We start from the raw sequence: 12479 nt of genomic DNA, 5'->3' as shown, positions 1-12479 counted from the left end.
CAGACTGACACAAAAACCTCACTTTTTTAAAATTCATCTTGCTCAAACACACATCGAAGAGCCGTTGAAGCATACTCAATAAAACGACGGCTTGTACCTTATTGATACTGTTCCTTCTATCCCTCCTCTCTTTTAGAATGTGGCACGAGATTGGAGTGGGCACCAAGATCAGTCTTCCATTCATAATAGTTCCGTGTTCTCCATTGGGCGAATGCTTGTTGTCGATGAGACTCGAAATCTTCCAGATGGCAGTCATTGACAGTCAGGAAATGAACGACCACACGATGATAATCAAGCTTTCCTTCCTTGGCCAAAATGCCAGCCAGACCAAGATGCTTGATATGATGACACCACTCACAGAGAGCAATAAATCCCTGAAGAAGCTGGATGTGTGTATCATCATCATAGTGCCAGATCTCATGACAGTGAAGCGGTCTACCTGCCTGGCACACACCACATTGATAGTTATACTGAGCGTATACCTGCTTACGTAACGCATCCCAGAAGGATCGTGGGACTACATTGCGCATATTACTGTACCAGCAAGGGCGCGGAACCAGTTCGATAGTAAGCCGCAATTGCATAACTTTTTCTCCCATTCAATAAAGCTTTCCATTAATCAGTTTTTTCTCTCATAAAATGAAACAGACGATAAACACATTGTGCATCTCGCTCAGCACGATGTAATGGAGGAAAAGGAATCTGTTCATTTGTCAGAGCATCTTCAAGTTTATAGGGTTTACTGTGGTTATATTCCACACCCTTAAACTTCAAATATGCATGCATAAGACACGCGATATGTAAGCGTGGAAGTGTGAGATTGTGTATCTCAGATGTTTGTTTTAACAGCCTTATATCGAAAGAAACATTGTAAGCAATAACAATAACATTATTTAAATAACTAAAAATTGTACTATATACATCCTCAAAATATGGGGCATTTTTTACATCTTTAGATGTGATGCCATGCACTCTTATTGCTCTCGGATCAAAGGAGCCAATAGGTTTAATGAGAGTATGAAAAAGAGTATAGCCATGTTCATCCACAATCGCAATCTCAATCACTTCTGAATATATTTGTGTGCCTGTTGTTTCTGTATCAAGAAAAACAGGTCTCAAGGAATTGGAAAAATCAAACGATTCCAACCATGCTCGTAAATGTGCTTTAGTCTCCCAGGATATGTATGACGCAGTGTATTTCTCAGTAATGCGCGGCTTGAGATGAGCACTATTACTTAAAGGCTTCTCAGAAGAGCATACATTACTCTTTAAAGAAGATGACTTATTATCTTTTTTACCCTGTTTACTTTGCAAGTAGTCTTTGTAATACGGGTAACATTCTGAGCATACCAACCAGTTATCCGTTAGTGTTTGATTACACATTTTCAACTCATCCGAATGCATCTCCTGATGACAAATATCACAAAAATGTATATCCATTTCTTTTCCTTCACTGGTCTTTCGTGTAATTAGGAATTTGCAACGAAACAACTCGCTTTGGTGTTCCATAAGCAAGGACTCCGCCACCAATAGGCGCACTGGCAAGATCATTTCGATAGCCAGAGAGGGAGGGACATGCCTCCGCCAAATGATGAAAGTCATTCGCATGCTCTAAAGGTAAAACCAGAAATCCATCAAACTGCCCTAGCAAATCTTTTTGAATCGCTTGAGGACGCTGCGTTACAGCAAGGAGGCCAATTTGATAGCTACGTCCTGTGAATGCAATTTTCGCGAAAATTGAATCTGGGTCAGCAACTCTTTCTTTTGAAAGAAGATATTGTGCCTCTTCTATTGCAAAAATGACTGGCAGCATAGAACTTTCTGTCGCAATCTGGTTGTTCGCCTTATCCTGATTATACTGGAAGAGATGAGTGAAAAGCAAAATAGATAACATTTCACGTTGATAATCTGTTAGATGGCTTTTATCTACAATCACTACACAACCTTCACTTAAATATTCTTTCAATTTTGAAAAACATTGCCAGCTTGTCTTTTCTGTCATAAATGGCATTTTAAGCAATCTTTGTGTCGCTCGACGAACATATTCCAAACGATCACGCAAACCTGTTTCGATATCACTTTCTGCATCTATATCGTTTCCGCTGATAGCTTTTTTCTTCCCTTCTTTACTATAAAACGTCTTTCCGTATTTTTTGCCCCAAACTAGGGTATCCGGCATCCCATATTCGTCTACAGCCAGGATATCTTTGAAGAAACTTTCTGAAGAGGTCCTGTGACTATCATCTACCAGACGAACTACATTTTTTTGAGGCTCGCTTAAATTTGATATATCACAAAAAACAGAAAGAGGTAGACTCGCCAGAGGAATCTCTAATTTAAGAATATCTCTCAAATACACTTTTTGTTTTTGATAAAGATGCGGGGTACAAGTAAGTACAACGAGTTTCTGCTTCGCAAGTTGACCTAAAGATGTCACTAAGCCTGGAACTATTTCTCCATGCTGGTTTTGAATATCAAAGGGATATTCCATTTTGAAATCATCAACCAGAAACCCAACCTTTCGCTTTTCTAAATTACTATTCATTGTATTCATGTGTCCCTTTAAAAGATGTCGCACTGCGGTCGACTTTCCTTTTCCAGTCTGTCCCACAACAAGAAATCGCTGACCTACAAGTTGAGTTGTGGAAAAATGGATAATCATATCCTTTCTACTGGCCATACCCATGCGTAGGCATCCTAAAGGGGTCCCAGCACGCCAGTTTGTAACCAGCAGTCGTTCAATCTCATCTCCAGCTTTTTGTGCGGTGGTTGTATACTTGTTAGGGCGATAACCATGATCAACTGTATTTTTGTTCTCAATCTCGCCTTTAAAAAGACATATGGCAAGGTTTTTACAAAGCATACTGAAGGTTACTTCATCCATATCTTTGTCAGGACGGCGCCTTAAAGTATCAAGCATATCTGCATGCTCTTCACGGTGAGCATAGGCAAAATCAATATCTGTAACCATAAAAAGGTATTGGCGGCCAGTTCTTGAGTCTAAAGCTTCCAGTAATTCTCCTACACGAGTCTCAAAGGTAGGATCCAGCTCAATTAAATACAGTTTCTGATCGTTTTCCATTTTCGTGCCCACCACAAAATTTATTTGTTTCCGTGGCAAAATGACACGATCAGGGAAAAGTGTATAAATATCGCTCTGCATAGCTTGTTCATTTGTGTTCATGGTATCCTCCTCATTGTAAAAATTCTAATAGATGTTGTGTATTTTATGAGGATCTTCTACAAAATTAAAGCTAATAAGTCTTTCTAGTAAAATATTGGAATCATTCATAATCTCCTCGTAATAGTGAGGTCTGAGAAATTTTGCTTTTTTCTGTGTAAGTACAACATCATGATGCGCTGTCCCTAAGAGATTAGGGTAATTAAATCTTCCTACCTCTTGATCACACAGCCACAAAATTTCCTGAACCGCTGGTTCAATAAGATTTTCAACATCATATTCTTCATGAATTAAAATATCTGTAACATAAACATCTCCATGATGAGTGGGTCCTGTAAGATAGTTTTGTTGCCAGTCATGAAGAATAATAGCTTGCTTAGCCAGCTTTTTATAATAAAATAAATCGTAAAGGTTAAATTCTAAAATAACGAATGTTTCTGGCTTGTATGGATCAGGACAAAAAGCAACCCAGGCAGCGCCTATGCCAGCTAAATCTGTATGATCCCTTCCTCCCAGCATGAGAGTTTTTCGCCTTTTATAAACTTCATTTTGGTAGCACTGCTCTATCATGTGTTTAGGAATACGAAAATAGAAGGCAGATGTTGTTTTTCTTGATATGTATTGAATACATGGATACAAATATCCGTACATATCTCCAGACTTTACTACTGCAATTGCACGCACTTGGGCAATTGAAGCCTCTCTTCCGGATTGATCTACCGAGGAAGCTGCTTGCTCTAATTGGCAATTGAACCTCCCATCTCTTAGAAGAAGGTCATGAGGTGCTAGCTGATATGTATAGCTCCGCCTCAAGGCACGCCACTCCTCATTTGCTCTTGCCAGAGCCGCTTCTTCGCGCACAGTAAAATTTCGCGGATTTTTTTCTATTTCATATAAGGGAGGTTCTGTTGCACGTGCTGAAGACAATATCTGCCGTATAGCATAATAATCATTGCGCAAACCTCTATTCTTATCATCCTGATATTTTCCATACTTTACCGCGAGCTGGTAATAATGAACATCATGTGCTGCCCATGGCTCGCTTCCAGGCCCTTCACGATACAATTCCTCATGAGGATGAGAAAGAGCATACTCTATATAGAGGGTTGCCCAAATAGCCAGACCAGCATCAGGGTTACCTTCTAGTGCAAATAATTGTTGATCTGAGCCATCAAGAGCTCCCACATGATGAGTAGAATGCATAAGTTTGGGATGTACAGTTCTATAGTGTGGTACATCTTTCTCACTGACTTCATCATCAAAACCTTCCTCTAGCCTTTTTGCAAAAATCTTATTGAAATCTTTATAATTGTCCATATCCTTTCAGCCCTTTCTGCGTGGCACAAGACACCGTTATCACTACTTCCTTACAGAAACTTGAAACTATCTAAAGATCTCCACGACAGGCTTTACGAATCTGCAGATGAGCCTTTCTTACTGCTATTTGACGCTACAGAGGTTTGGGACAGAAAAGATGGACAGTAAAAAGGACACTGTTTGGTTGAAACTTTGATCTTTCGTAATTACTTCGGCTTTGAACAGTATAACGAGCATCTGAGTTTAATGTGAATTGGGCGCCTTTGTAACTAGAAACAAATATTCCGTGATATTTTTGTAATAAATTTTCATAAATGTGCCTTATTCCTTCATTTGACTGAATTTCATTCAAAGTTCCAACTGGATCATTCAGTGAATTGTGGATAATGCCTTGTCTCTCGACAGTATCTTCATAGCTTGTCCAAATGACCTCCACTTGTCCGGATTTCCATATAGAAAGACAAATGTACCCTTGAGCTAATTTATGGGTTAAGAGAGTTTCGGTAACTTCTTTTAAGAACAGATCTAAATCAATTTTGAATTCATTGCCAATCCGATAAGTAATATAACCTGTCCATTTACTTAAGTCTTCAAAAACCTGCTTTTTGGTGACTTTATTAATCCAGCAAATAGGAGTAATATAACGCGATTGGAACAGGCTAACATCGCTTTTTTTACTATAAGGAAAACTCCCAAGGTTCTTCCATAGGAGACCAACAGAAGAGTTTTCGTCTGGACAGTCAAATGAGATCCCGCGGATTGCACGAGTTCCTGTTTGCTGTTGTACTTCCTTCGACCAGGTACGCAAACGTTCTTCACAACGTAGGATATTTATAAAAACAGACAAATTAACGAGCCCACCCTCGCCAACTATATATTGTTCAGTAAAGTCATACTTTTTGTTTGAAGCGTATTTTTCGGCTAACTCAAGATGATGACCATTGAACACTATATCAATCATTTGATGATTGTTTGCTTCCCAGTTTACGAGAGCTTGCCTTATTCCCAAACCAGGTTCAAACGTAGTTCCTATTGGAATAATAACTTTTGGAACTCCAACAGTTTTCTCTGGCGCTTGATCAAAGTCTAAGGGGAGTTGTACGGCATCAGGAGATACTCGCGATATTTTTCTACCAACCATTGGAAAAGCCCCTGATAAGGCACAGTCTTTTATCTTCTAGGTAAAACCTATTCTGACATAGAGTCTGATCTTCCTTTTAAATAATCGTTAAACTGGTAACAAAGTCCAGTTTAAGAACCAACCTTCTGATCGTACACACGTTCTTGGATAGCAAGTTGTTACATTGCCACATCGCGAAAAAGAGTTGAATTTCCTTGTAGTGAGCATCGGAGTTGAGACCGCGGAAAGGCGTAACGTTCCTTCCAGAATTGAGCGAGAGCTTCAAAGCTTTGATCATTATAAATAGGCGCATCGCCGCAACCAGCAAGAACTTTTTCCAGATTAGAAATATGCGGAATAATAAAAACCTCTCTAGGAATATCATGCCTCATAAAATCTTTGGGAAGTCCTAAATCATGAAGTATGGCGGCAATAATCTGTAATCGAACTTTAGGGCCTGTTCCAAAACCACTCACTGATTTTTGCGGATACAGTAGTTTATAAAATTTTTTTATTTCCTGGTAAAGCTCATTACTAAAATGGCTTGTACCCCAACCCTCGCAGGGACCCAAAGATGTCGTTGCCCAGATATTTTTACCATCTTCAAAACCCTGGCTGACACGGTTATAAAGGGAACTTCGACCATAAGCACTCAATGTTGTTATTGCGATTAAAGATGAGTCAATGGTTGCTTTTCTCATAGTTGTTAGCCTACCATTGTACTTCTGCTCATAATCCCTTCTAACATCCTGCGATGCTGCAGCCAATACAAGAAGCTTTCCTGCTAACAAATCAGTATAAGGAGGAAGAGCTCCAAGCGTATAAGCATCCATTGTTTGATTGACCAAATCTATCTTTTGCTCATAAGGGATTCTGTAAGCGCTATCACGGTTTGGAAGACGTAGAGGAGGAGATTGTAAACCAAGAATACCCATTAATTTCTGATTCGATCTATCCCACACAAGATATCTTAAGCGCCTGCCATACCCCGAGCTATAAGGAAGATTCCAGGTTAATCTTGCCAGTCTAAAAATGTTACTTTGATGCTGATTTTGAACTAATTCTAAGTAAGGTTCGATTCTTGCTGGTTGCAATTCATTTGGATAGGCAAAAATATGTTGATGTTTTGACCAGTGTTTTTTAATCCAACATTGATGGTTTTTTAGATTAGATAATCGCATCTCTTCGTAAAAAGCTTGATAACCTTTCTTTGATTCTTCTAGCACAAAGGATTGAAAATATTCCATTTCATGTAATATAGCTTCGGCCAAATGATCAGCTTCCTTTTGCATTCCCATCTGATATATGTTTAGTGAATATTTACAGGGAGACTCAATCAGGATTGGCATCACACTTTATTCTCTTAGAGGAGGATATAGTTTTTACTATACAAATAAACTGACTGTCTGTAGGTTTAGCAATCATCACAAACAATACCGCAACATCTCAGTTTTTCCAGGCTCTCCTAATCCACAATACGATCAAAGCAGAAAAAAGACAACTCGTCCTCAAGCGAGTCTGTCAAATACTTTGCGTATGTGTTTTTGTCTATTAGGGAAAGGGCTCCCAGAATTAAATGGCAAAACAGTTGAGTGCAAGCACCCAGTTTCGAATGGGAATGGTCTACTTCTTGGTAATGTTGTGCATGGCCAGGTACACTAATTTGTACACTGCCTCATCTGAGGGAAAACTGCGGTGGTTGCACGTGACCTTGAGCAGAGACATATTCACTGACTCAATGGCGTTAGTGGTGTCTATCATAACCCCCTTCAAGAGAAGACCAGCAGTTCTAATGCTCCAACCCTGACGAAGAAGTGGACGTATCAAGTCACTGATGATAGAGGGTATAACATTCACAACGTGATACGTAGTGAAATTGATGATCAGAGTGGCCACGTCTGGCAATGCCGGGATAATACCTATGATGAGAATCAACCAGCATCACGACCAACGCCAGCCAAACTGATGCCAACGGACAGGCGACTCTCTACAACTATAGCTATGATAGCAATGGCGATCGAACAGTCCAGGACAAGCTACCTGGAGAAACGGGAAGCTGTACCGCTCAATCGATTGTTGCTTCGCAATGCAGCGACAGTAGTACGCTTACTTGTGCAGAAGTCGATGCCAACTCATCGCTCTATAGCGGAGCCGTGAGCCGAACCTTCTACAATAGTATGGCACAGGCCGTCGAAACACGATCCCCAGGCCCCGATGCGACGCATGATATTATCGCATTCACCGTCCATAATCCCAGTAACAATACGGTGTTCCAGAGTCAGCCATACCTCGTCACTCATGGAAGTAGATGGGTTGATCCCAATGGGGCAACTGATAGTCAGGGTCACTCGGTCGCAGGAACCATCACTATATATGATCCCCTCGGTCAAGTGATTGCGGTCCGTGATCCTATCCAGGGCTCAAGCTCCGAACCAGGGACCAATTGTCCAAATCTGTCAGGTACCTGGACCTCCTGTACAACGTATGGATTGGGCAGCCCATCAGGCGATAGCCAGACCTATAGCTATGTTGCCACGACCGATGCCAACAACCACATGACAGTTACCTTTAGTGATGCATTGGGCGGAATTGGTATCCCTTAACCAGACCTCCAATGCTATAGGTCCATCAGCTCTTCTCGTTTGTATCGAATAATTCTAAGTGAAACCATTTTTCCCACGTTCTGCAGGGTCATTGGTAGAACCGCAGTATTCCTCAAACGAGCCCAAAATGGATGAATATTTGAGCCCTTTTGAAGAAACAGTTACCAGTTGATGTAACTCTACTAACAATGCTGAGCTCGCTTCTGGATATATGCCAGGGCTCGGCGCAATCCACCTCGATTTGCAACATAGTGAATCGGAACATTCATCGTATCAGGGTTTGAGCCAGAACCCCGATACGAGGTAAAATATTGAACAATTGTCTCACCATTTGCATAGACAATTCTCTGTTCCTTCACCGGGATATATACCTCTTTATAGAGGAAAAGGGCATACCCCTCAGGAATACCTCCATGCTCGATTTTTTGGGTGTGTGAGAAATACGGCTCCCCAGCAGGGGTAAACCCACCAAACTCAAGAAAATAATCGTTCGTTCTCATAAAAAGTTCCTCAATTCGTATCTTTCAACGAGCTTCTTTTTCTCAAAGTTGTCCTGCGTGCACGCAAGTATTCGGCTATGTCTTGTTTCTGATTGGTGCACCTGGCCGACCTCGATCACAGAGAATGGGAACAGTACCACCACCGTTGTCTCTCAGGAAGAAGAGTTGGGTCTGAGGAAAGACGAGGTATGTCTACCCTGAGAAGGCAACAAAAAGCGGAAGCTCCCAACGAGAGAACGTCCAGTCTCCATACTACAAACTATGAGCGACGGAGCGAACCAGTGCGATTCCAATGGCATCAGGAAGAGGGTATCCGCTTTCTAGTAGAGGCCTCAAAAAAAGGGATTTTTCCTGGATTTTTCTTGTGACATCCTGTTCCTCTTGACCAGGAATAAGAGTGATGCTACTTTCGTAGTATAACGAGAAAATACTCGTTTTCATGAACATACGTGAGGGAGCGGTCACTATTATGACAGGAGGACTCATTCTTCATACCAATCGAACGGATCTTATTACTTCTACTATACAGCTCTGGATCAGGACGAAAGCTGAAGCATCTCAAAGCCTACGAACAAAAGAGGCGTATGAGCAGGCTATCCTATCCTTTCGCACTATGACTATTGCAGCAGGGATCGATCTGGATGGATTTCCGCCTGATATGCTCACTCAGCCTATCACTTTTGACGATAGAGAGCATGCGCTGGCTGCACTTGGTCTGATGGCCCAGGCATGGGCTTCCTCAGCTCAAAAGGAAAAACAACTCCAACGAGGAGTGAAAGCAACGACCTACAACAATCGTCTCACCATCATTAGCAGTTTTTACCGCTTCGCCAAAGATCGCAGGTTGCTCATCATGGATAATCCCATTGAGCAAATTACACGGCGTAAGATTCAAGAGTATGTTTCAGCCCGCCCACTCTCGAAAGAGCAGATCTCAGCAGCGCTGACACGTATTGATAAACAGACGATAACTGGAATACGTGATTGTGCACTCATCTTGCTGCTTCTTGGAACAGGGCGACGTGGGAGTGAGGTTCGCCAACTTACCTGGCAAGATCTACAATTTCGCGATGGGGAAATCACCATTTGTTTTCGCTGTAAAGGTGGAAAATATCTCTATGATACGTTGGAGCCTCGCGTCGTTCGTGCTCTTCTGACCTATCTCAAGGTGATGTTCTCATTCAATCCAGAGGAACAGAGTACTGTCACTATCGATCCAGCACAACCCCTCTGGCTGTCCCTTTCCCATAAACGGTATCGACAAGCCATTTCTCAACGTGGGCTTGCAGATATCTTCAAGCGCTATTTTGGCATGACCACGATCCATGCAACACGGCACACGTTTGCACTCATGATGCTCAAATCAGGAGCAACTATTGTGGACATCAGGGATAGGCTTGGACACACGAATATCGCAACAACCAGTCGTTATCTACATAGCTTGACGAGCGATGAAAATACTTTTGCAAGCACGATTCTTGATGAAATGGGGATAGAAGATTCGTAGGAGATTGGTGGTTCAACCCAGCGTTTCCATTTTTTCAGCCATTCTTCGCTCTACATGAGAAAAGCATGCTGTGATTGATCGTTATCTCAAGCAGGGAAGCGTCTGATGAAGCGTTGAGAGTGCACTCGAACAGATCCCTCTTTAAGCTCATCAATAAAAACCAAAAAAAAATTTGACGTATTCAGCAAAAGACGCTTCTGCTATGAAACGGTGTGAATAGCAAGAGCGATACTCCTTTGTACAGTGAGAAGACAAGAAGATCAAGATGGAGAATCAGCCAGATCTTCTTGTCTTTCTATCGATTTTTCGTTCCATTCGAGTGACGTTGAGATGTTTTATCCTCTCTGTTTATGTGAATGAAATCAAGGCCCAGGCTTGTAGAGCACAAAACATCTCTTCACTGTTCCTCTGTCTGTAGATAGATGGACTGCGCAATGTGCCAGGGCAGACGGCGATGTGGAGAGATCTGAACTTCCAGTCGCCTGGGTAGAGGTGGTCCATCCGGCAATCCTTGAAGCAACCAACATTCTTGCTTCTGGCTCGAGCTCCTAGGATACATCTCTTCGCGCACATCATACACTTGTAGAAGATCTGAAAATCCTACTATTCGAGCAACAACGAGAGGGCCGTTCTCCTGTTGGTTTTGGATGTGCTTTTTAATCGTGGGCACATCTTTTGTCAATAACTGACGAAGCATACACCTGCTCACTTTCTTAATGTGAAAAAAAACACGCTGTTGGAGGAATGCACCATTGATGAATATAAGAATGAAGGAAACCACAATCCGTTATCGATTGGCTTCTTCATTGAGGGAAGCGATCAGACTGACAGCTTGAGGCTGACTCAGAAAGGAAATGCTGGCAACCTGTCAGGCCAGCACGGCTTTATACCAGAAGTTCTTGAGGATGGTGCAGAGGAGCTCCGCGTATTCGCTCGTTCTGTCGAACAACCTCCTCGATGAGCTCCTGGATCACTTGTTCATCTGATAACCCAACGTGTATTCCATGAACGCGAAGAAGATTCGCAGCTCTCCGTTGTACCAACAATCGTTCCACAACCGTAGGGGTATGAGCAATGTGTGCTACAAGGAGTGCAATCAAGATCGTGACCAGTGTTTTCAGATCAATATGAGAAGAAACACCTGGTGCACGTTCTTGCTCAGCCAATTTTGCAGGTTGTTCTCCTCCTCTGGCAATGGGCTCTCGCAAAAGCAGCGAAGGCTTCGTATGCTTCCGATAAAAACCTGAGAGGCGATCTCTTGCCTGTTCGCCTTGCCCTACAAATTGTTGATACCCCTTTACCTGAAGCCATTCATATATGAAGCTCGCATCCTGCGTCCCAAAGTGAAAGATCCACCGGCCATAGGAGCGGAGAGAGATCATCCACTCACCCATACCTCGCTGCACTTTCACATCCCCCTCTGACCACCCTCGTACATGATCATGATACGCAAGATACGCATGGGTATATACCTCCCAACGTTCGTCATCTTCCGGAGTAGAGGTTCTCCCATCTTTGCCAGGGAGAACCTCTACAGCTCGTATAAAGAGTTTCTTTCCTGGCTCACAGGTCGGACTCGGACGCTGTTGTGTACATCCGCAGGCCGTTTGTGCCATACTTCCTCCTTATTGTTCTTCTCAATCCCAGACAAGGCTTCCACAAACAGACACCACGCTCCTCTCTCTGATCATTTTGTCCTGTCATCAACTCAACAGCGCAAACACTTTGAGCAGGGACGGAGCATTTCAAGAGAACGAGCGTGGTGTATCCAGTGTTGATGCTCTACAAACATCTCAATGCGGAGAATACTCTCTCATGAGAGCAAGAAGGTGCTGAATGGTCTCTGAATCATCAACAAGCCAGACAAGAGGGCGTTTTTGACAGGCATGCATAAAGCACCAATCCTATCTTTCACACAAAAGTGTCTTCTTGGAGACGATAGCACTGCATCAGCGTGATTAAGCAGATGGTTCCTGGTCAGTGTGCCCTTCTTTCGCATGAAGTAATTCTTCTCGAACAATAGTGACCTCTGGGGGCGCAATGATGCCAATTTTCACCCGCTCTCCCTCGACTGCTAACACTGAAACAATGATCTTTCCAGCAATGATAACTTTTTCACCGGCTCTTCGTCGTAAAACAAGCATCGTCCTTCTCCTTCTTTTATAGTGCTCTTCGCAGAATACGACTCTCTAGAAGTACATACAGCCTTCTTTGTGCGCTGACCTGTGCCATTCCTGTAAAAAAACGTCCG

General features: G+C 42.5%; 13 protein-coding genes and 1 pseudogene. 3 read left to right on the top strand and 11 right to left on the bottom strand.

Annotation, left to right across the window (positions count from 1 at the left end; all coding sequences use genetic code 11):
- Positions 1-116: 116 nt before the first annotated feature.
- The 7 genes and pseudogenes from EL628_RS24325 to EL628_RS30245 all read right to left on the bottom strand — a co-directional run.
- Entirely contained in the window at positions 117-584 is a 468-nt protein-coding gene (locus EL628_RS24325) for an HNH endonuclease (RefSeq protein WP_126582600.1), read from the bottom strand.
- Between the two features lie 31 nt (positions 585-615).
- Positions 616-1440, bottom strand: a complete 825-nt coding sequence (locus EL628_RS24320) for a 3'-5' exonuclease (protein WP_161975738.1) — start codon at positions 1438-1440, stop codon at positions 616-618.
- Between the two features lie 10 nt (positions 1441-1450).
- Positions 1451-3184 (bottom strand): ATP-binding protein, encoded by a 1734-nt coding sequence (locus tag EL628_RS24315; protein WP_126582598.1) that lies wholly within the window; start codon positions 3182-3184, stop codon positions 1451-1453.
- A 24-nt stretch (positions 3185-3208) separates the two neighbouring features.
- Positions 3209-4498 (bottom strand): hypothetical protein, encoded by a 1290-nt coding sequence (locus EL628_RS24310; protein ID WP_126582597.1) that lies wholly within the window; start codon positions 4496-4498, stop codon positions 3209-3211.
- A gap of 133 nt (positions 4499-4631) precedes the next feature.
- Positions 4632-5639, bottom strand: a complete 1008-nt coding sequence (locus EL628_RS24305) for a hypothetical protein (RefSeq protein ID WP_126582596.1) — start codon at positions 5637-5639, stop codon at positions 4632-4634.
- 158 nt (positions 5640-5797) lie between these two features.
- Positions 5798-6967 carry a Druantia anti-phage system protein DruA gene (locus EL628_RS24300; protein WP_126582595.1) on the bottom strand — a complete coding sequence of 390 codons (1170 nt, stop codon included), beginning with the start codon at positions 6965-6967 and terminating at the stop codon, positions 5798-5800.
- Between the two features lie 277 nt (positions 6968-7244).
- Positions 7245-7379: pseudogene (locus EL628_RS30245) on the bottom strand (transposase); the annotation flags it as partial.
- Positions 7380-7478: 99 nt separating this feature from the next.
- On the opposite strand from EL628_RS30245, the gene EL628_RS24295 reads away from it, so the two are divergent.
- Positions 7479-7775 (top strand): hypothetical protein, encoded by a 297-nt coding sequence (locus EL628_RS24295; protein WP_126582594.1) that lies wholly within the window; start codon positions 7479-7481, stop codon positions 7773-7775.
- Positions 7772-8221 (top strand): hypothetical protein, encoded by a 450-nt coding sequence (locus EL628_RS24290; RefSeq protein ID WP_126582593.1) that lies wholly within the window; start codon positions 7772-7774, stop codon positions 8219-8221. Before EL628_RS24295 ends, EL628_RS24290 begins: the two co-directional genes overlap by 4 nt.
- Before the next feature lie 182 nt (positions 8222-8403).
- On the opposite strand, the gene EL628_RS24285 is transcribed toward EL628_RS24290, so the two are convergent.
- Complete coding sequence (locus EL628_RS24285) at positions 8404-8721, bottom strand: hypothetical protein (RefSeq protein ID WP_126582592.1); 318 nt, start codon at positions 8719-8721, stop codon at positions 8404-8406.
- A gap of 439 nt (positions 8722-9160) precedes the next feature.
- Between EL628_RS24285 and EL628_RS24280 the strand changes: the two genes are divergently transcribed.
- Positions 9161-10228, top strand: coding sequence for a tyrosine-type recombinase/integrase (locus EL628_RS24280; protein ID WP_126582591.1), 1068 nt, complete (start codon positions 9161-9163; stop codon positions 10226-10228).
- A gap of 397 nt (positions 10229-10625) precedes the next feature.
- On the opposite strand, the gene EL628_RS24275 is transcribed toward EL628_RS24280, so the two are convergent.
- The 3 genes from EL628_RS24275 to EL628_RS24265 form a co-directional block, all read right to left on the bottom strand.
- Complete coding sequence (locus EL628_RS24275; RefSeq protein WP_126582590.1) at positions 10626-10925, bottom strand: hypothetical protein; 300 nt, start codon at positions 10923-10925, stop codon at positions 10626-10628.
- 187 nt (positions 10926-11112) lie between these two features.
- A complete protein-coding gene (locus EL628_RS24270; RefSeq protein ID WP_126582589.1) occupies positions 11113-11844 on the bottom strand; it encodes a hypothetical protein in 732 nt (243 codons plus the stop codon).
- Positions 11845-12186: 342 nt separating this feature from the next.
- Positions 12187-12372 (bottom strand): carbon storage regulator, encoded by a 186-nt coding sequence (locus tag EL628_RS24265; protein ID WP_126582588.1) that lies wholly within the window; start codon positions 12370-12372, stop codon positions 12187-12189.
- Positions 12373-12479 lie beyond the last annotated feature (107 nt).

Source organism: Tengunoibacter tsumagoiensis, from assembly GCF_003967535.1.
GTDB classification, from domain to species: domain Bacteria; phylum Chloroflexota; class Ktedonobacteria; order Ktedonobacterales; family Ktedonobacteraceae; genus Tengunoibacter; species Tengunoibacter tsumagoiensis.
The sequence above is the reverse complement of the archived record's forward strand: the minus strand, read 5'-3'. Positions and strand labels throughout refer to the sequence as shown.